The sequence below is a fragment of the Novacetimonas cocois genome, from assembly GCF_003311635.1.
In the GTDB taxonomy this organism is placed as follows: domain Bacteria; phylum Pseudomonadota; class Alphaproteobacteria; order Acetobacterales; family Acetobacteraceae; genus Novacetimonas; species Novacetimonas cocois.
The window spans coordinates 155,861-173,048 of record NZ_QEXL01000007.1 but is presented as its reverse complement, the minus strand read 5'-3'; the positions used below and the strand labels follow the sequence as shown (position 1 = coordinate 173,048).

Below are 17,188 nucleotides of genomic sequence, written 5' to 3'. Positions count from 1 at the left end.
GTGAATCACAATGCCCCACTCAGTTCAATAAATTAATAGGTCCTGAACCTAAGGTAAAGGGGGCAGGGGCCGGTGGTCCCTGCCGGCTCCGGGCGGCGCCCGGCTGCTACCCCCGTGCGACGGCGCGGCGTCAGGCTTTCTTCACGAATTCCGACTTCAGGTTCATCGTGCCGATGCCGCTGATCTTGCAGGCGATGTTGTGCCCATCCGCGCCGTCCGTCAGGCGGATGTTGCGGACCTTGGTACCTCCTTTGACGACCAGGGACGATCCCTTGACCTTCAGGTCCTTCAGCACGGTCACGCTGTCCCCATCGGCCAGCGTGTTGCCGTTGGCGTCGCGCACCGTCGCGGTGTCCGGCGTTCCTTCGGCCGTTGCGGCCTGCGGGCTCCATTCATGGCCGCATTCGGGACAGATCCACAGGCTGCCGTCCGGATAGGCATGTTCGCAGCCGCATTGCGGGCATTTCGGGTCGGCATCCATGATCATCTTCCTTATGTGGGAACAACGCTCATAAAGCATGCCGCCACCCCGTGGAAACCCTGCCCCCATGTGCCGGGGTGCAGGGGCCTGAGGTCCCTGCCGGGTCCGGGCAGCGCCCGGCTGCCGCCCGCGTGCGACGGCATGGCGGTGGGTAAGTGTGGACAGGGGCGCTGCCCCTGACCCCGCCAAAGGTCGCGGACCTTTGGAAACCATGACTTCAGGCAAAGGGGTGCAGGGGCCCGAGGTCCCTGCCGGGTCCGGGCAGAGCCCGGCTGCCGCCCCCGTGCGATGGCGTGTCGGCGGGGGCGTCGCCCCTGCACCCCGGCCAGAGGTCGCGGCCCCTTGGAAACCCTGACCCGAACCGCCTTCCGCCGACCGGGCGCGGCAACCTGCCGGCGGCCTGTGGCGTTGCGCCTGCGTGCCGGTGGCGGGTCCCGGCGTCCCGTCCTTTTGCGCTGCCGACCCCTGTCGCGCTCCTGCCCCTGTGGGCGCGGCCGCTTTTCCACATTATTATCACACGTAATGTAATTGAAAAAACCCATGTCCGATGCTTGACCCTGCGTGGCGAACATGGGCACCAAGGTGGGACAAAGCAGGCCCATTCGCGGCAGAACGCTTGAGGCAGAGAGGAACAGACATGTACAAGGCCATGATACTTGCGGCGGCCTTCGGGTTATCGGCGGGCACCTGCGTGGCGCAGACGGTCATCGACGCCAGCGCCGCCCATGTCCCCAACGCGCAGGAGGCGATCGGCAAGGTGGCCGGCACCTTTGCCCAGCCATCGGCGACGCGCTTTCGCCATCTGGGGGCGCGCACCGTCGATGGCGGCGCCGTGGTCTGTGGCGAGGTCTCGCCCACCGCCAGCGATCCCCATTTCCAGCAGTTCGGATACGTCGCCGGCCATGATGACCCGATCGTGTTCGCCAACCGCCCCCTGCCCGCGACCATTCCCTTTGGCGAGGTGAATGGGTGGATCAACGACAGCGTCCACCTGGAGGACCTGGAGGAAATGGGATGCGTGCCCAAGGGCACCTATCACGCCTATAGCGAAAAGCTGAACGCCAGGATGAACAGCCGCAAGCAGTATGGCGTCAACTGACGCGGGCGGCTGACGATGGCGTTGGGGGCGCTCGACATCGCGGCGGATCTCACGGGTTTCGCGGGATCCGTGGTGATCGTGGTGCAGTATTACCTCAGCCTGCGCGGGCGGATCGACACGTCGGGCGTGGCCTATCCGCTGGGCAACCTGTGCGGCAGCCTGCTGGTGATGGTCTCGCTGTGCGTGCATTTCAACCTGCCGTCATTATGCATCGAAGTGTTCTGGAGCAGCGTTAGCCTGTATGGCGTCCTCACGGCCCTGTGGCGGCGTTCGCGGCGGGCAGGGTTGTGATCGGGGGCGGCAGCCGGTACACTGCCGTCTTACCGCAGACACGATGCCGGGCCGCCTGTCGCGATCATGACGGGCGACGCGCCGCGATACGGGGCCACGACAGCGTGCATGCCGCACGCCGGGGCCGGGGGCGCATGGCGGGCATCGATATGAAAAGGACATGACATGGCTGATGTAACCCAACAGATGATAGGCCGTGACGTCGTGGCCTCCGCGGGGGGACGCATCGGGAAACTGAGCGCGGTCACGGACAAGGGAACGATTGAAATCACCGTCGATGGTCCCGCCGAAAGCGTGTTCGAGGTCCCGGCAGGCTGGGTCGCCTCCACCGAAAACAACCATATCGTGCTGAGCCATACCGTCGAGGACGTGCAGTCCTATACCCCCGCCAGCTGAACCGCGGGGACGGCGGGCCATGACGGATGGTGGAAACGCGCGCGTCGGATGTGGCGCGCTGGTGCGGCGCGATGACGGGCGCATCCTGCTGGTCCGCCGCCGCCGCCCGCCAGAGGCCGGGCACTGGGGCCTGCCGGGGGGCAAGGTCGACTGGATGGAAACGCTGGAACACGCCGTCCGCCGCGAGGTGGAGGAGGAAACGGGACTGCGGATCCACCTGTCGCGCCTTCTGTGCGTGGTGGACCACCTGACCCCCGCCAGCGCGGGGGAAGGGGCCTCCCACTGGGTCGCGCCGGTTTACCTCGCCACGCCGGTCACGTCCGCGCGCGCGGAACTGCGCGAGCCCGCGGCCCTGTCGGCGGTGGACTGGTTTGCCCCCGACGACCTGCCCGCGCCCCTGACGCAGGCCACGCATGTGGCGTTGCGCGCGCTGGCCGCCGGGGCATGAAAAGCCTGTAAATCGTGAAGAAGTTTTTGGGTGCCGCCTTTTTTTCAAAAAGGGCGGCGTCTTTCGAAGCTTTTTGCAAAAAGCTTCACCAAAAACTCTTAATCCTGTCTGTGCGTTTCCTTACCCGGCGGGCGGGACGATGGGCGGCGGCCTGCGGGGCATGGTTGCGTTGCGCCGCGCGCGCACCACGGCGGTATCAAGCGCCGAGAGGAAGCTGGAGCGGTCGGCGCGCGTGAACCCGCGCCCGCCCTGCATCATCATCCCGGTGGAGCGCAGGTCGTCCATCAGGTTCCGCACCGCCAGCGCCATGCCGATCGCGTCTTCGTCCAGGATGCGGCCGCGCGGGTCCAGCACGCACGCCCCCTGCGCCACGCATCGCGCCGCCAGCGGGATATCGGCGGAAATCACGATGTCATGCGCGCGGACATGTCCGGCAATCCAGTCATCCGCCACATCCATGCCCTGCGCCACCACCACCCGTTCAATCAGGGGGGAGGGCGGAATGGCCATCATCCGGTTGGACACGACAAAGGTATGCACCTTATGGCGCAACGCCACGCGGCAGGTCTCGTCGCGCACGGGGCAGGCGTCGGCATCAATGAAAATGCGGGTCATGGTTCGGGCCGGGGCGCAACGCCGCCCCGGATGGGGAAATGGGTGGACATCCCCCTGTCTAGCCCGTGACCCCGGCCGAGGCCAGCGATGATGGGCGCGCGTTTCAGGACATGGCGCAAATCGCAAGGAAGCTTCTGGTGAAACTTTTCAGGATTTCAGCGTGTTGCCGGTCCTGCCTTCCCCGATGGTCCCTGACGGGGAACGGTGGGGGAAAACACTTTTCCTGTATATGAAAGCCCAGATGACCAGCATGGAGACGGCAAAGGCGGTCGCAAAAACGCCGGCCCCATGAAAGGCGTCGACCGAAACCACGCAATTGACGAGCGAGAGCAGAAGGACCGCAAGCCCGCACAGGGCCCGTTTTCCTTTTGGCGTGGGGGCGTTACATGTCATCCGCAGCCCCCTGCCGCCTGCGCCGGATTATGATGCACAGGGGCACGAACACGGCCGGGATCCATGCAAACCGGCCGAACAGTCCCACCCGGTACTGGGCGGTGGGGGAGTGGTCCATGTATTCCATGAAATGGCCCGTTGCCTCCGCACAGGCCCAGACCATGCCCAGCGTCAGCACGCCAGCCGCGATCCCCATGCCGATGGTCATGTTCAGCATCCGGCGGTCGGGCATGTCGGGCTTCTCCTGCAACGGGGGCAATACTTCCGCTGATGCTAGCTGTCCCGGTCGTGTCAGGTAAAGCGATTCGATGCCCCCCGATGTCGCAGGCAGGGGCGCAAGGTCCCGGGCAGCGTCCGGCTGTTTCCCCCATGCGATGATGTTGCGGTGGGGCGTGTGGACAGGGGCGCTGCCCCTGACCCCGCCAGAGGTCGCGGACCTCTGGACACCATGACTTAAGGTAAAGGGGTGCTAGGAAAACGATCCCCCGATCAGTGACTGTTTGAAAAAGATGGCGGGGTAACGCACTGTAATAATTAAAGGTTTTTTGGTGAAGCTTTTTGCAAAAAGCTTCGAAAGACGCCGCCCCTTTTGAAAAAAGGCGACACCCGGAAACCTTTGTTGTTTTCAGGCAGCCTCCTGAAGGCGGGGCCTGTTACGGCGTCACGCCGCGTCATCCGGCAGGCGGGCCTGCATGTCGCGGGCCACGCGGCAGGCCGCAAGGTCCCATGCCGCGCATCCCACGGACTTGAAGAACACGGGCCGCGTGCCGTCGGGCGGCGTGTCCAGCGCATCGGCCAGCGCGCGCACGGTGGACCAGTCCACGCCCGCCTGGATCAGGTCGCCTGCCTCCGCCCGTGCGCCGGTGGGGTCGTCCACGTACACCATGCTGTCGCGCACGGTGGGGGCCGCGACCTCCACCATGTCGGGCCGGTATGCCCCGACCGCGATGACCAGGCGGCGCGGGTCCGCCGGGGCGTCAAAGACGGCTTCGCGGCTGGAGGTCACGGTGATGACCACGTCAAACCCGTCCTCCCCCGCCAGTTCGGGACGCAGCGTCAGGCGGTCGGTGGCGTACCGGGCGCAGAACTGTTCCGCCTGTCGCGGGGTGCGGCCACGGATCGCGACCTCGATGGCCGGGTGCAGCGCCGCCAGCGCCTCCACATGCGCAAGGGCCTGCGTGCCCGTGCCGATCACCAGCACGCGGCCCACGTGGCGGTGGGCAAAGGTACGGATCGCCAGCATGCTGATGGCCGATGTCCGGCGCATCGTCACCGTCGGCCCGTCCAGCCCGAACAGGAACCGCCCGTCATGCGCGTCGGCGCACGTGACCTGCCCCTGGATCACCGGCAGGTGCAGCGCGGCGTTCGCGCCAAAGATCGTCAGCAGCTTGGTCGCGATCAGGTCCGTCCCCACCGTGGGCATGCACATCAGGGCGCCGCCGCCGTCGTGCGTCGGCACGCTGGTGCGTTCGGGGCACGCGATGCTGCCCGCCGCGTAATCACGCGCGGTGCGCGCCAGCATGTCCACCAGCGCCGGAAACGGCAGCAGCGCCTGTGTCTGCGTCGCGCAGTAATGTTTCATCGTGGTCGTGTTCCGTTCCGGCTCGGCGCCCGCGCGGCGGCGTCGCGGCGCGGGGGGATGTTGCTGGCCCGGATTTTCACCGCGCGCGACGGCCCGCGTCAAGGGCGCGGGACGGTGGCGTCAGATCGTGCTCAGCACCCCGCCATCGACGCGCACCGCCGCCCCCGTGGTGGCCGATGCCTGCGGGGAGGAGAGATAGACGACCATGTTCGCCACCTCCTCCACCGTTGCGGCGCGGCGGATGATGGAGGACGGGCGGTGCGTCATCACGAAGTCGGCCGCGACCTCCGCCAGTGGTTTGTGCGTGCGTTCCTGTTCCGGGCGCAGCATGTCCGCCAGCCCTTCGGACAGGGTCGGCCCCGGCAGCACCGAATTGACCGTCACGTTCGTCCCGGCCATCCGTTCGGCCAGGCCGCGCGCGACGGCGACCTGCGCCGTCTTGCTGAAACCGTAATGGATCATTTCCACCGGGATGTTCAGCGCGGATTCGGACGAGATGAAGATCACCCGTCCCCAGTCGCCCTTTTCCATCCCCGGAAGGTAGGCCCGCGACAGCCGCACGCCGGACATCACGTTCACCTCGAAAAAGCGGGTCCAGTCCGCATCCGGGGTGTCGAAGAAGTCGCGCGGCTCGAAAATGCCGAGGTTGTTGATCAGGATGTCGCATGCCGGATGCGCCGCCACCAGTGCCGCGCACCCGTCGGCGGTGCCAAGGTCCCCCACGAAGCCCACGGCCTGTCCGCCCGCGTCCGTGATTGCCGCGACCGCGCGTTCCACCGCCGGGGCCCTGCGCCCGTTGACCACGACCCGCGCGCCACAGCCCGCCAGCCCCTTTGCAATCGCCAGCCCGATGCCGCCCGTCGATCCCGTTACAATGGCCGTGCGGCCCGCAAGGTCAATCTGCATGGTCATGTTCCCCTTGTGCGATGGCGTGAAAACAGGCGCGGAGCGTACACCACGTCCCCCCGCCCATGCCAGCCGCAACGCCCCGCCCTGTTGCGTCGTTGCGGAAAGGAAGGTCCGGCAAGATACGTTTCTGATAAGGTCATAAAAGTTTTTGGGTGCCGCCTTTTTTCAAAAAGGCGGCGTTCTTCAAAGCTTTTTGAAAAAAGCTTTACCAAAAACTTTCCTTACGATGGCTGCCTTTCCACGGGGCTGTCCTGCCCGCGCCAGAATGCGTCCAGCGCGCACAGCCCCGCGCGCAGGGTGCGCGTGCGCAGGCCCGTGGGTTCGTCCATGCCGCAGGTCGCGATGACGGCGCGGCGTTGCGGCGGGGTCAGGCGCGACAGGGCCTCGTTCAGTTCCAGCACCGCCCATGTCGCCGGGTCGGGGCCGGCCGCCCTGCGGCCCGCATCGCCCGCATGGGGGCGATAGGACTGCGTCAGGGGCGTCTGCCGCGCCGCGCGCCGCCATAACCCGCGAAAGCGCAGGCCCGCGCGGTACTGCGCGGGGTCCAGGGCGCTGTTGGCACGATGGAACAGCCGGTCGAGCATGCATTCGCAGCGCACCCGCCGCACCACCTGCGCGGGGGCGCGGGGCGTGGGGATGATGGTGTCGGACACGACCTCGCGCGCACGCGCGGCGGGACCGTTCGCGCCCATGTCGGGCCGGGCCGTAGTGTGATGGGGCATGAAAATCCTTTGCCTGACCTGAAAAGATGTTGATCCTGACGGCAGCCTTAGGTGCCGCCGCCCATCGCCAGCAGCCGGCGCAGGGCGTGGCGTTCGGCGTGGATGCGCTGTGCCGTTGGGTACAGCAGGGCATGCAGTTCCCCCGGCGCGGGCCAGCGCGCGCCGATGGGATAGCCATCGCGTGGCGGCTGCCGACACCACGCGATGCGGGTTTCGGGCGTCCACGCACCCAGCGGGATGTCGGCGCAGACCTCGGCAATCGCGGCGGTCCGCGCCACGACGGCGGCGGGCGGCGGTGGATTGGCAACCAGCGGCGCCAGCTTTTTCAGCCACGCGGCAATGACCACCGGCGGCGCGGGGGTGGCCGCGGCCTCGGCGTGCGACATCTGCGCACGCAGCGCGCGCATCCGCGATGGCGTCAGGTCGCGCGGCAGGACCGCGATCCCCCCGCGCAGCGCGGCAAGCAGCCCGCCGACATCGCCGCCGGCCGGACGCCAGGCGCATCCGTCCCCGCCCGATGCAGGGGCGATCGCGGGCGTGGCCGCGCATGAGGCGTCGATGTGTGGGGCGTCGATGTCACGCATGCCCGTCATATCCCCCGCAGGTCCGGGATCGCGTCCCATGCCGCCAGATGCGCCTGCCGCCGTTCCTCCCGCCCTGTCGGGTGGTCGCCCGTGCGCTGGCGCAGGCAGGCGACCACCCATGCCACCGGGTCCGCCGGACGCAGCGCCAGCGCATCGCGCAGCACGGCATCCACCAGCGCCGGGTCGTCACGCGCGGCCTTCATCCACTGTCCCGTCAGGGCACGCGCCTGCCGCGCGCCGCGACCCGTCAGGTCCCCGGTGCGCGCGATCAGGTCCGCCATCACCGTCGCACCGCCCCGCGGTGGACGCGCCGTGGCGCGCGCGGCGGATGTATTGCTGTCACTTTCCCTGTCACTGTCATCGCATGGCGAAACGCGTTTCGCGGCAGGGACGGGGGCAGGGACGGGGATGATGGGGGGCGTTCCGGCGGCCGTGTCGTCCGGCGCATCCGGGGCGTCCGGGGCCGTGCCCGCATGTCCCGCCCGCCAGCGGCGCAGGCGTTCGGCATCCCCGTCGCGGCGTCGCTGCGCCCGCAGGCGTCCGGCATGGGCGCGCGTGGCCTCCCGCGACAGAAGCGGATGGTACAGCCGCCCGTCGGAACACGCGACGAACCCGTCCAGCGCCCGCGCCCGCACCCGCCGCCATGCCCGCAGGTCGCGCCCGAAATCCGCCAGCGTCGCCAGTGCGCGGTCGTCCGTCGGCAGGCTGCCGGCGGGGACCTGGTTCCATGCCGACCACCACAGCCGCACGGCGGCGCGGAATTCGGCATCGGTGCAATGGGTATAAAGCCGCCCGGAAAACAGCCGGTGCCCGAACAGCGGCATGAAATCATATCCCCGCAGGTCACAGTCCGGCGGCGACAGCGGGGCGGGCATGGCGGTCCCGCGATCTGGCGCGGCGGTCATCCGAACATCGCCCGGCAGGCGGGGCACAGCCGCAGGAAACGGCCATCGGCAATGAAAACCCCGTCGCAGTTCAGGCAGGTGCGCCGGACCTCGTCCGGGCCAAGCGCCGTGCCGTCGTCAACGCGATGGGCGCGCAGGTGGCGCAGGCGGCTTTCCATCGTCTTGACATTCAGGTTCAGCCGACGCGCGGTTTCACGGTTGCTCAGCCCCTCGGCACGCAGGCGCGCGACATGGGGGTCCAGCACCGTCCAGTCGATGCGCGGCGGACGGGTGCGGCGGGGGGCGTCACGGCGCGATGTCGCGGGACGGACGCGGGGGGCCGGACTCCTGCCCGGCTGTGTGTGCATTTTCTTCATACGGATGGTTGTGCGAACAAAAAGCACAAAATGCAAGCGAAATTTTTGCACAGCCGAGAGGGCGCATGGCAGCGGCCGGGGTGCCCGGCTGTCCCCGGCGGATGTTGGGACGGTACGGCGGTTCGTGGAAAAATCACTGTATTCAAAAGAAGTTTTTGGTGAAGCTTTTTTCAAAAAGCTTCATGAGACGCCACCTTTTTGAAAAAAGGCGACACCCAAAAACTTTTATAACTCTGGCAGCATCCTGCCTGTGGGGCTTGCGTCCTTGTGCGATATAAATGCACAATGCCGGCCTTCATATGGGACGGGGGCTTTGCATGTGTGATCCGGATTTCCTGTGTGGCGATTATCCACGCTGGGCGGTGCGCTATGTGGCGCAGCTGCGGGCGCGTCTGGCGCGACTGGCGGAACTGCGGGCCGAGCTGTCGGCGGCAAGGTTCGAGGGCGCGTATGACGGTGCGGACCTGATCGGCTATCTCGACGATGAATGCGACACGGTGCGCGCGACGCTGGCGGGGGTGGAGGCGGAAATCACGCAACGCCAGCATGAGGCGGCGGAGGACCGCGCCGCCACCGCCGCCGACGCCGCGCGGGACGGGCGGGCGTGGGCGGGGGGATGAAGGCGGGATCTTTCCCGTCTTTCACGGGGCATGCACCTGTTTTCCACAGGATTGTGCGTGACTCCTTCCCCAGAATCTGTGGAATACGTCCCGTCGGGGGCGTTGCCCCCGTGCCCCCACCAAAGGTCGCGGACCTTTGGAAACCATGACTGGCAAGGCGTCCGGGGGCTGGGTGATGCCCCGATAATATGCTGAAGTCATAAGGGTTTTTGGTGAAGCTTTTTGCAAAAAGCTTCGGAAGGCGTTGCCTTTTTGAAAAAAGGCAACACCCGGAAACTTCTGCCGTTTTCAGGCGGTCTTCTGACCCATAGGTGCGGGATCAACCCGAAAGGGGACGAAAACGCCACAATCCCGCGATCTGCATGACGCGGAACGCGAACACCGGATTCTGACGCAAGGGAAAACCCCTATTTCGCGATCCTGATGGCATATGACAGGTAGGCGAGTTTCTTGATTTCCAGCCGGGCATGCTTGATCGCGTTCAGGATGATGCCGCACAGCAGGCACAGGCCCGACAGCAGCATCAGCCCGGTGGCAAGGACCGCGGACGGAAGTCTGGGAACAAGCCCCGTGCGGATGTAATCCATGACGACCGTATTTCCGATCAGCAGACCGGACAGGGCGAACACCGAACAGAAGAACAGGTAGAAGGGCAGCGGTTTTTCCCTCTGGATAAGGGAGAATATGGTTTTCAGTATCCGCAGCCCGTCATGATATGTCCGCAGCTTTGACGTCGAACCGTCGATCCTCTGGAAATAGCTGGTCGTGATTTCCGAAATCGGCATGTCCAGTTCCAGGGCATGGACCGTCAGTTCCGTCTCGATTTCGAATCCCGATGCGCTGATGGGAAAGGATTTGACAAACCGTCTTGAGAAAACGCGATATCCCGAAAGCATGTCGGCCATGCGATGACCGAAAATGGACATCACCAGGCCGGTCAGGACCTTGTTGCCCAACACATGCCCGCGGCGATAGGCCGCCGCCTGATCGGTGATGCGCGCGCCATTGACCATGTCGACGCCTTTTGTCGCGGCCTCCGCCAGCATTTTCGGGGCGGCGGAGGCGTCATAGGTCGCGTCGCCATCGACAAGGATGTAATAATCCGCCTCGATATCCGAAAACATCCTGCGGACGACGTGTCCCTTGCCCTGCATCATTTCCTGACGCACGATGGCCCCGCATCCGGCGGCGATTTCGCGTGTCCGGTCGTCCGAATTGTTGTCATAGACGAAAATATCCGCCTGCGGCAGCAATTCTGAAAAATCCCTTACAACCCTGCCAATGGAAATCTCTTCATTATAACAGGGAATCAGGACGGCAACCCTGATGTCCTTCAGCCTGTCCCCCGAATTTTCATCTGGCATCTTGATCCGTTACCCTGTTGTTCCGCGACGGGCCTTTATTATCCATCCCCGTGGATAACACGCATGTGTCCATCTGAATCCGGGGTGCGTGCAGGACTTTGCCACATACAACGTGACGTATCATCATTCAAGGAACGGGGCCGCCTGAAAACCCGGCCATGCGACATCCTGTATATATACCCTGTATATATAAGGATATTCCTAAGGATATTTCCGGGATGTTTTCCGTAAGGTTGTCCGTGAGGTTTATGACGCGGCTTTTTCAAAAAGGCTTCCGGGGACATCGTCATCGGGACAAGGGCGCTCCCCCGATCCGGCCCCCTTAATCCGGCAGCGCGTCCAGCAGGGTGGCGGCCGCGCGTTCCATCATCCGCCCGAACAGGCGCGGCGTCTCCAGCGCCTGCGACACCACCAGCGCGCCCTGGATGGCGGCCACCGTGTCCTCCGCCAGATAGGTGGCGCGCCCGCCCTCTATCCCCGTGCGGCGCAGCATGTCGCGCAGCGCGATGATCCAGCGGCGGAAAAACACGTTGATGCGGCGGGCGAACTGTTCGCGCGTCGCGCTTTCCTGTGCAAAGGACCCCATCAGGCACACCCGCCGCCCGGCGCGGTAATATTCGTTTACCGCCGCGAACATCCGCCGGATGGCGTCACGCGGCGGGGCGGCATGGTTCAGCACGTCGAACACATGTTGCGAAAACCACGCATCGACCTGCGCCAGCACCTGTTCGGCCATGTCGTGCTTGCCGCCGGGAAAGAAATGATACAGGCTTCCCTTACCCTTGCCGGTCGCCTCTGTGATCTGGGACAGCGATGTGCCGGAATATCCGTGAACGCGAAACAGTTCCCCGATGCGGGTGACGGTCTCCTCATGGTCGGAAAGCGGGCTGGTCATGGGTGTCCTTGTCCGTTGGGCGTGTCTGGCGCGGCGGGCATATTACAATATCGCAGCCCCAACGGAACAGGCCCCCATGCGTTCCACACCCGGCAGCCATGAAATGCAAACGCATCACCCGCATGGACGGGTGGACATATCCCCATGCCGGGCGGATGGCATGTCGGCACGGGGGTTCCGGGCGGTCTGGAAAGTTCTGAGATGGTAATGATTATCAAAATCAGTGCCAGAAATCACCATTACATCATATGAATACTGTTCATATCAGGTAATCGTATATGGATTCACTTAGTCTTGCCACGCGAAAAAAATCATTGATTTCATATTCCACTTTATAATGCTGTAAATACATGTTTTATAAAGTGTGCATTAACTTTTTTTGGTATATGTAAGGAAAGACGATCCCCGTAACGGAGGAAAAGATGCAGGTCATGGCGCATAATCACTTCATGATTGCCGGTGGGCAGATATGGACCCCCCTGTCGCGCGGCGTGGAAAAGCGGATCGTTCTGGACTGTCCCCCCGGCCGGGTGGGGTTCGTGACCGATCTGCAGCCACCGTCCGCTGGTGTTGTTTATGAAACCCTCAACGATTTTCAGAAATGGGTAATGGTGCATGAGGCCGCGGCGTTGCAGTGGGACTGACGCCCGCCCGTTGATGTCCGGCTGCTGGTGTCTGGCCGCCGGCGTTCGTCCCTGACGGGGCTGTCTGAAACCGTGGGGCAAATCATGTCCTGAAATCATGACAGTTTCTGGTGAGGCTTTTTGGAAAGCATCATGAGGCATCGCCTGTCTGAAAAAGGCGGCATCCGGAAACCTCTGTTGTTTCCAGGCAGTTCCTGACGCCCGGTTTCTGGTGCGGTTCCTTTGTGCGTTACCCCGCCTGCTCTCCGGCGCATGTCCGGTCTGACGTATGCCCGATCTGGCGCATGCCCGGTTTTCAGCCGGGCCGCCAATGGCGCGGGCGGCCTGTCATGGCGGTGTCCTTTCCCGATTTTTTCAGGGCCCTGCGATATTTTCTTGAGGGATGTCAGGTTCCGCGACATATTGCGCTTAATCGGTTATCGGTGCGTCCCACGCCGGGCCGCATCATCCGTACCGGTACACAGGGGGCCGCGCCGATCCATCATGGGACTGGCGCGGCCCCTTTTGCATATCGGGCGCGATTTCCTTTTGCGATCGTTACAGGAACCACCGCCGATGTCCGCACACAGCGACGGCGCATCCCCCCAGCACGCGCTGGAGGCGCAGTTGCGCGCCCATCGCGACGTGGTGGTGGCCGCGCTGCTGGACCTTGCCTGTCATGCATCGAGCGAGGCGACGCGCCTTGCCGCCCTGCGTGAAATGCTTGACCGGGGCTGGGGCAGGGTCGCGCCCGGCGGCGCGGACGCCACAAGCATTGCTGCGGCGCCCACGCTGGTCATCGCGCCCGCGCTGCTGTCGGGTGGGGCGGATGATGCGGGGCAGGACGCATGAACATGGTGCGCGTGGAAATCCCGCCCGCCTGTGCCGATATCGTGCGTCCCGCGCGGTACAAGATCCTGTATGGCGGGCGCGGCAGCGGCAAGAGCTGGACGGTGGCGCGGGTGCTGGTGGCGATGGCCGCCGCGCGTCCGCTGCGTATCCTGTGCTGCCGGGAATATCACAGCTCCATGGCCGATTCGGTCCGCAGGCTGCTGTCGGACCAGATCGCGGCGCTGGGGCTGGGGGCATGGTTTTGCATTCGTGAAAACCTGATTACGACGACCGCTGGTTCGGAAATCCTGTTCCGTGGCCTTGGCCGTAATATTGATGCGATAAAATCCACCGAAAAGGTCGATATCTGCTGGGTGGAGGAGGCACAGGCCCTCAGCCGCGCCAGCCTCGACATCCTGCTGCCGACCATCCGCGCGCCTGGCTCGGAACTCTGGTTCACCTATAACCCCGAGCGCGAGGACGCGCCGATGCACCAGATGATGCGCGCCCTGCGTGACGATCCCGACGCCATCGTGCGCCGGGTGGGATGGCGCGACAATCCGTGGTTTCCGCCCGAACTGGACGCCGAACGCCGCCGCATGCTGCGCCACGATCCCGACGCCTATGACCATGTATGGGGGGGCGAATGCCGCACCCGCAGCGACGCCGTGGTGTTCGGCGGCCATGTGGAGGTCGCGGCGTTCGACACCCCGCCCGACGCGCGGCTGTATTTCGGCGTGGACTGGGGCTTTGCCCGCGATCCCACGGTCATGGTGCGTTGTTTCATCGCCGGTGACATCGTGCATGTCGATCACGAGGTCTTTGCAACGGGGGTGGAAATGGACGACCTGGCCACCCTGTTCGACCATGTGCCGGGATCGCGCGAATGGCCGGTCCGCGCCGATGCATCACGGCCTGAGACGATCAGCTACCTCGCCACGCGTTTCGGTTTCCGCATCACGGCGGCGGCGAAATGGCCGGGATCGGTGCAGGACGGCATCGCGCGGCTGCGGGCGTTCCGGCGCATCCGGGTCCATCCGCGATGCGAAAACATCGCCCGCGAACTGCGGCTGTATTCATGGCGGGTGGACCGGCTGACGGGTGACGTGCTGCCGGTGCTGGCCGATGGGTGGGACCACGGGATCGACGCCCTGCGCTATGCCCTTGACGGCGTCATCCGCAACCGCCGCCGCATGCCCGCCTTTACGCCTGCGGCCCTACGCAGGATCTGAAGGGCAGGGCGGCGTGTCTCAGGGGCTTTGCCCCCGAACCCCCACCAAAGGTCGCAGACCTTTGGAAACCATGACTTTTAATGGATCAGGGTGCAGGGAGCGCGCTCCCTGCCGGGTCCGGGCGGCGCCCGGATGTTTCACGCCCGCGACGGCGGTGCATTGCCCCAAAACGGACAGGACGACAATGAAACACTGGTTCCACCGCGCGCCCACGCCATCGCGCGTGCGGCGTGAACCGCGCGTCGTGCCGCGTGACGGCGCCATGCCGCGCTTTGGCCGTGCCACGACCGCCGCGCCGCCCGACGCGCGGGATGCCCTGCGTCCCTATGTCCCGCCGCCGGGGGTGCGCGGGGCCGGGGCGCTGGCGATGGACCGGGCGCTGTCGGGGGTGCATGACTGGGCCGGGGACGGGCTGTATGACGCGGCCGACCCGGCGGGGGACGCGATCGGCTTCCTCGGCTATCCCATGCTGGCGCAGATGATGCAGCGCGCGGAGTTCCGCAAGCCTGTCGAGGTCATCGCGCGGGAGGCAACGCGCGAATGGGTGCGCATCACCACCCCCGGCACCGACGCGCCCGATGCCGCCCTGTCAGCGCGCGCGACGCAGTTGCGGGCCGAGATGCGGCGCCTGCGCGTGCGCGAGGTGGTGCGCCGGCAGATCGTCCATGCGCTGGGCTTTGGCCTGGGGCATGTCTGGCCCGACCTGGGACAGCCGCTGAGCAGCGCGGGACAGGATGCGCCGCTGGTGATCGGGCCGAACGGCATCGCCCGTGGCGCGATCAGGCGTTTCCTGAATGTGGAGCCGTTGTGGACCACGCCCGACAGCTATAACGCCGACATGCCGCTGCGCCCCGATTACTTCCGCCCACGCGCGTGGTGGGTGCAGGGGACGCTGGTGGACGCCAGCCGGATGTTTTCGATGGTGCCGTTCGAGGTCTCGGACATTTTCAAGCCCGCGTTCAATTTCGGCGGCCCCAGCCTGACACAGATGCTGCGCACCTATGTCCACAATTTCCTGCGCACGCGCCAGTCCGTGTCCGACCTTGTCAGCAACTTCGCGACAAAGGTGCTCAAGACCGACATGGCCGGCGCGATGGGTGACGGGGATGAGGCGGGTCATGCGCAGGTCGATACCGACAGCCTGACGGGCCGGGTCGCGGCGATGAATGCGTACCAGTCGAACCACGGCACGTTCGTCATCGACCGCACGCACGAGGATTTCGCCATCGTCGCCACCCCGCTGTCGGGGCTGAGCGACCTGCAGGCCCAGTCGCAGGAGTTCATGGCCTCCATCCCCGGCATCCCGCTGGTCAAGCTGTTCGGGATCCAGCCGGCGGGGCTGAATGCGTCGTCGGACGGGGAAATCCGCGTTTTCTATGACGAGATCGCGGCTTTTCAGGAGGCACACGTGGCCCCGGTGCTCGATCGTATCTTCCGCATGGTGCAGATCCACCTGTGGGGGGAGGAAGACCCGCGCCTGGATTTCGCGTTCGTGCCGCTGTGGCAGATGGACGACGCGCAGCAGGCCGAAATCGAACAGGCCCGCGCCCGCATCGACGCCATCCGCGCCGCGATGGGCGCGGCGAAAGGAAAATCATGACCGGCATCCTTGCCCACGACCGCATCGGTTCGGTCCGCGTCACGGACGAGGACGGGCGGCTGTATGTCGCGCGGACCCATATTTCCAAGGCCTGCGTCAATGCCTACCGGGGGTCGGAAATCCCCGGCCACGCGGCGCTGGGCCTGCGGGCGGATGCGATGTACCGCCTGTTACGCGCGCCCGACGAACTGGCGCGCGCGGCCCCGACCTTCAACGCCATTCCCGTCCTGGCCGACCATGCGCACGTGTCGGCGGACAATCCGCGCCGCGACATCACCGTGGGCGCGACCGGCACCGACTGCGCCTTTGACGACCCGTACCTTGATAACGCGCTGGCGATCTGGGATGCCGACGCGATCGCGATGATCCGCGATGGCGGGCGGCGCGAACTGTCCTGTGCCTACCGCTATGACGCGGACATGACGCCGGGGCGCTGGCGGGGACAGCCCTATGACGGGGTGATGCGCAACATTCGCGGCAACCATGTCGCACTCGTCCCCGCCGGACGCGCGGGGCCGGACGTGCTGGTTGCCGATTCCGCAATACAGGAGAGCAATATGGCCCCCACACCGGCCCCCATGCCCGACGCCACCTTCAGCGTGCAGGTGATCGGCCACGCCCTGCGCACCGGCGCGCTGACGCCTGATACCGCGCCCGACGCGCTGGCCCGCGCGCTGCATGCCGCAAGGGCGGAAATGGACGAAGCCAGCCCCACGCCCGCCATCCCGGCGGCCCCGTCCGTAACACCGGGCACGCCATCGGACGTGCCATCGGATACGCCTGCGGAACTGGCGTCGGATGCCGCCGTGCGTGACGCGGTGGCCCGTGCGCTGGACGCCGAACGCGCCCGCGCCCGCGCGATGGAGGACGCGCGCCGCGCCGTCCGCCCGCTGGTGGGCGACGTGATCGGCATGGACAGCGCGGATGCCATCTACCGCTATGCCCTGGCGCAGGCGGGACATGATGTTGCGGGCGTGCATCCGTCCGCCCTGCGCCCGATGCTCGATATGGTGGTCGGGACGCAGGGCGCGGCGGCGGGTGCGGTTGTCGCCGCCGACGCCGCGCCGGATTTCAATACCCGGTTCGGCGTCACCCGCGCGCCGCGCGTGCTGTAGGCTTCTGGCGGGATCGCGATCCCTGCATCCCGACACCTGAAAGTCATGGTTTCCAAAGGTCCGCAACCTTTGGTGGGGGTTCGGGGGCAACGCCCCTGAATGCAGGGTCATCGATACATGCAACATC

21 protein-coding genes are annotated in these 17,188 nt (G+C 65.7%); 10 read left to right on the top strand and 11 right to left on the bottom strand.

Annotated elements, in window-relative coordinates; all coding sequences use genetic code 11:
- Window positions 1-130 precede the first annotated feature (130 nt).
- A complete protein-coding gene (locus NJLHNGOC_RS07130; protein WP_113595765.1) occupies window positions 131-481 on the bottom strand; it encodes a zinc ribbon domain-containing protein YjdM in 351 nt (116 codons plus the stop codon).
- A 637-nt stretch (window positions 482-1,118) separates the two neighbouring features.
- On the opposite strand from NJLHNGOC_RS07130, the gene NJLHNGOC_RS07125 reads away from it, so the two are divergent.
- The 4 genes from NJLHNGOC_RS07125 to NJLHNGOC_RS07110 all read left to right on the top strand — a co-directional run bounded on the left by NJLHNGOC_RS07125 (window position 1,119) and on the right by NJLHNGOC_RS07110 (window position 2,715).
- Window positions 1,119-1,580: a hypothetical protein gene (locus tag NJLHNGOC_RS07125; protein WP_239021385.1), complete on the top strand. Its 462-nt coding sequence runs from the start codon at window positions 1,119-1,121 to the stop codon at window positions 1,578-1,580.
- Between the two features lie 15 nt (window positions 1,581-1,595).
- Entirely contained in the window at window positions 1,596-1,871 is a 276-nt protein-coding gene (locus tag NJLHNGOC_RS07120) for a CBU_0592 family membrane protein (protein ID WP_113595743.1), read from the top strand.
- 165 nt (window positions 1,872-2,036) lie between these two features.
- Window positions 2,037-2,267, top strand: coding sequence for a DUF2171 domain-containing protein (locus NJLHNGOC_RS07115; protein WP_110560521.1), 231 nt, complete (start codon window positions 2,037-2,039; stop codon window positions 2,265-2,267).
- A gap of 19 nt (window positions 2,268-2,286) precedes the next feature.
- Window positions 2,287-2,715: an NUDIX domain-containing protein gene (locus NJLHNGOC_RS07110; protein ID WP_113595742.1), complete on the top strand. Its 429-nt coding sequence runs from the start codon at window positions 2,287-2,289 to the stop codon at window positions 2,713-2,715.
- Between the two features lie 120 nt (window positions 2,716-2,835).
- Here NJLHNGOC_RS07110 and NJLHNGOC_RS07105 read toward each other — a convergent pair whose 3' ends face one another.
- From NJLHNGOC_RS07105 to NJLHNGOC_RS07060, 8 genes are all read right to left on the bottom strand, one after another.
- A complete protein-coding gene (locus tag NJLHNGOC_RS07105) occupies window positions 2,836-3,330 on the bottom strand; it encodes a YaiI/YqxD family protein (RefSeq protein ID WP_113595741.1) in 495 nt (164 codons plus the stop codon).
- Between the two features lie 382 nt (window positions 3,331-3,712).
- Complete coding sequence (locus NJLHNGOC_RS07095) at window positions 3,713-3,955, bottom strand: hypothetical protein (protein ID WP_113595739.1); 243 nt, start codon at window positions 3,953-3,955, stop codon at window positions 3,713-3,715.
- Between the two features lie 429 nt (window positions 3,956-4,384).
- Window positions 4,385-5,305 (bottom strand): delta(1)-pyrroline-2-carboxylate reductase family protein, encoded by a 921-nt coding sequence (locus tag NJLHNGOC_RS07090; protein WP_113595764.1) that lies wholly within the window; start codon window positions 5,303-5,305, stop codon window positions 4,385-4,387.
- A 120-nt stretch (window positions 5,306-5,425) separates the two neighbouring features.
- Window positions 5,426-6,211, bottom strand: coding sequence for an SDR family NAD(P)-dependent oxidoreductase (locus NJLHNGOC_RS07085; RefSeq protein ID WP_113595738.1), 786 nt, complete (start codon window positions 6,209-6,211; stop codon window positions 5,426-5,428).
- A 224-nt stretch (window positions 6,212-6,435) separates the two neighbouring features.
- Window positions 6,436-6,936 (bottom strand): hypothetical protein, encoded by a 501-nt coding sequence (locus tag NJLHNGOC_RS07075; protein ID WP_133258696.1) that lies wholly within the window; start codon window positions 6,934-6,936, stop codon window positions 6,436-6,438.
- A gap of 47 nt (window positions 6,937-6,983) precedes the next feature.
- Window positions 6,984-7,520: a hypothetical protein gene (locus tag NJLHNGOC_RS07070; RefSeq protein ID WP_133258695.1), complete on the bottom strand. Its 537-nt coding sequence runs from the start codon at window positions 7,518-7,520 to the stop codon at window positions 6,984-6,986.
- Between the two features lie 5 nt (window positions 7,521-7,525).
- Window positions 7,526-8,425: a DUF1376 domain-containing protein gene (locus NJLHNGOC_RS07065; protein WP_113595734.1), complete on the bottom strand. Its 900-nt coding sequence runs from the start codon at window positions 8,423-8,425 to the stop codon at window positions 7,526-7,528.
- Entirely contained in the window at window positions 8,422-8,772 is a 351-nt protein-coding gene (locus NJLHNGOC_RS07060) for a helix-turn-helix domain-containing protein (protein WP_113595763.1), read from the bottom strand. Before NJLHNGOC_RS07060 ends, NJLHNGOC_RS07065 begins: the two co-directional genes overlap by 4 nt.
- Window positions 8,773-9,098: 326 nt before the next feature.
- On the opposite strand from NJLHNGOC_RS07060, the gene NJLHNGOC_RS07055 reads away from it, so the two are divergent.
- Entirely contained in the window at window positions 9,099-9,401 is a 303-nt protein-coding gene (locus NJLHNGOC_RS07055) for a hypothetical protein (RefSeq protein ID WP_133258693.1), read from the top strand.
- Window positions 9,402-9,808: 407 nt separating this feature from the next.
- Here NJLHNGOC_RS07055 and NJLHNGOC_RS07050 read toward each other — a convergent pair whose 3' ends face one another.
- Together NJLHNGOC_RS07050 and NJLHNGOC_RS07045 are read right to left on the bottom strand one after the other, a co-directional pair.
- Window positions 9,809-10,765 carry a glycosyltransferase family 2 protein gene (locus NJLHNGOC_RS07050; protein ID WP_113595732.1) on the bottom strand — a complete coding sequence of 319 codons (957 nt, stop codon included), beginning with the start codon at window positions 10,763-10,765 and terminating at the stop codon, window positions 9,809-9,811.
- A 322-nt stretch (window positions 10,766-11,087) separates the two neighbouring features.
- Window positions 11,088-11,660, bottom strand: a complete 573-nt coding sequence (locus NJLHNGOC_RS07045) for a TetR/AcrR family transcriptional regulator (RefSeq protein WP_113595731.1) — start codon at window positions 11,658-11,660, stop codon at window positions 11,088-11,090.
- A gap of 431 nt (window positions 11,661-12,091) precedes the next feature.
- Here NJLHNGOC_RS07045 and NJLHNGOC_RS07040 point away from each other — a divergent pair, with 431 nt between their 5' ends.
- The 5 genes from NJLHNGOC_RS07040 (at window position 12,092) to NJLHNGOC_RS07020 (ending at window position 17,061) form a co-directional block, all read left to right on the top strand.
- The gene (locus NJLHNGOC_RS07040) at window positions 12,092-12,304 is read left to right on the top strand and encodes a hypothetical protein (RefSeq protein WP_133258692.1); all 213 of its coding nucleotides are present in this window, start codon (window positions 12,092-12,094) and stop codon (window positions 12,302-12,304) included.
- Between the two features lie 555 nt (window positions 12,305-12,859).
- The gene (locus NJLHNGOC_RS07035) at window positions 12,860-13,135 is read left to right on the top strand and encodes a hypothetical protein (RefSeq protein WP_113595729.1); all 276 of its coding nucleotides are present in this window, start codon (window positions 12,860-12,862) and stop codon (window positions 13,133-13,135) included.
- Window positions 13,132-14,346 (top strand): PBSX family phage terminase large subunit, encoded by a 1,215-nt coding sequence (locus NJLHNGOC_RS07030; RefSeq protein ID WP_113595728.1) that lies wholly within the window; start codon window positions 13,132-13,134, stop codon window positions 14,344-14,346. The genes NJLHNGOC_RS07035 and NJLHNGOC_RS07030 overlap by 4 nt, the downstream gene beginning before the upstream one ends.
- A gap of 184 nt (window positions 14,347-14,530) precedes the next feature.
- Window positions 14,531-15,946: a phage portal protein gene (locus NJLHNGOC_RS07025; RefSeq protein ID WP_165837867.1), complete on the top strand. Its 1,416-nt coding sequence runs from the start codon at window positions 14,531-14,533 to the stop codon at window positions 15,944-15,946.
- Window positions 15,943-17,061, top strand: coding sequence for a DUF2213 domain-containing protein (locus NJLHNGOC_RS07020; protein WP_113595726.1), 1,119 nt, complete (start codon window positions 15,943-15,945; stop codon window positions 17,059-17,061). The genes NJLHNGOC_RS07025 and NJLHNGOC_RS07020 overlap by 4 nt, the downstream gene beginning before the upstream one ends.
- Window positions 17,062-17,188 lie beyond the last annotated feature (127 nt).

Excerpts from the sequence above, each read along its gene's own strand:
- NJLHNGOC_RS07130 (WP_113595765.1), bottom strand. The coding sequence starts at position 481 with ATGGATGCCGACCCGAAATGCCCGCAATGCGGCTGCGAACATGCCTAT.
- NJLHNGOC_RS07125 (WP_239021385.1), top strand. The coding sequence starts at position 1,119 with ATGTACAAGGCCATGATACTTGCGGCGGCCTTCGGGTTATCGGCGGGC.
- NJLHNGOC_RS07120 (WP_113595743.1), top strand. The coding sequence starts at position 1,596 with ATGGCGTTGGGGGCGCTCGACATCGCGGCGGATCTCACGGGTTTCGCG.
- NJLHNGOC_RS07115 (WP_110560521.1), top strand. The coding sequence starts at position 2,037 with ATGGCTGATGTAACCCAACAGATGATAGGCCGTGACGTCGTGGCCTCC.
- NJLHNGOC_RS07110 (WP_113595742.1), top strand. The coding sequence starts at position 2,287 with ATGACGGATGGTGGAAACGCGCGCGTCGGATGTGGCGCGCTGGTGCGG.
- NJLHNGOC_RS07105 (WP_113595741.1), bottom strand. The coding sequence starts at position 3,330 with ATGACCCGCATTTTCATTGATGCCGACGCCTGCCCCGTGCGCGACGAG.
- NJLHNGOC_RS07095 (WP_113595739.1), bottom strand. The coding sequence starts at position 3,955 with ATGCCCGACCGCCGGATGCTGAACATGACCATCGGCATGGGGATCGCG.
- NJLHNGOC_RS07090 (WP_113595764.1), bottom strand. The coding sequence starts at position 5,305 with ATGAAACATTACTGCGCGACGCAGACACAGGCGCTGCTGCCGTTTCCG.
- NJLHNGOC_RS07085 (WP_113595738.1), bottom strand. The coding sequence starts at position 6,211 with ATGCAGATTGACCTTGCGGGCCGCACGGCCATTGTAACGGGATCGACG.
- NJLHNGOC_RS07075 (WP_133258696.1), bottom strand. The coding sequence starts at position 6,936 with ATGCCCCATCACACTACGGCCCGGCCCGACATGGGCGCGAACGGTCCC.
- NJLHNGOC_RS07070 (WP_133258695.1), bottom strand. The coding sequence starts at position 7,520 with ATGCGTGACATCGACGCCCCACACATCGACGCCTCATGCGCGGCCACG.
- NJLHNGOC_RS07065 (WP_113595734.1), bottom strand. The coding sequence starts at position 8,425 with ATGACCGCCGCGCCAGATCGCGGGACCGCCATGCCCGCCCCGCTGTCG.
- NJLHNGOC_RS07060 (WP_113595763.1), bottom strand. The coding sequence starts at position 8,772 with ATGCACACACAGCCGGGCAGGAGTCCGGCCCCCCGCGTCCGTCCCGCG.
- NJLHNGOC_RS07055 (WP_133258693.1), top strand. The coding sequence starts at position 9,099 with ATGTGTGATCCGGATTTCCTGTGTGGCGATTATCCACGCTGGGCGGTG.
- NJLHNGOC_RS07050 (WP_113595732.1), bottom strand. The coding sequence starts at position 10,765 with ATGCCAGATGAAAATTCGGGGGACAGGCTGAAGGACATCAGGGTTGCC.
- NJLHNGOC_RS07045 (WP_113595731.1), bottom strand. The coding sequence starts at position 11,660 with ATGACCAGCCCGCTTTCCGACCATGAGGAGACCGTCACCCGCATCGGG.
- NJLHNGOC_RS07040 (WP_133258692.1), top strand. The coding sequence starts at position 12,092 with ATGGCGCATAATCACTTCATGATTGCCGGTGGGCAGATATGGACCCCC.
- NJLHNGOC_RS07035 (WP_113595729.1), top strand. The coding sequence starts at position 12,860 with ATGTCCGCACACAGCGACGGCGCATCCCCCCAGCACGCGCTGGAGGCG.
- NJLHNGOC_RS07030 (WP_113595728.1), top strand. The coding sequence starts at position 13,132 with ATGAACATGGTGCGCGTGGAAATCCCGCCCGCCTGTGCCGATATCGTG.
- NJLHNGOC_RS07025 (WP_165837867.1), top strand. The coding sequence starts at position 14,531 with ATGAAACACTGGTTCCACCGCGCGCCCACGCCATCGCGCGTGCGGCGT.
- NJLHNGOC_RS07020 (WP_113595726.1), top strand. The coding sequence starts at position 15,943 with ATGACCGGCATCCTTGCCCACGACCGCATCGGTTCGGTCCGCGTCACG.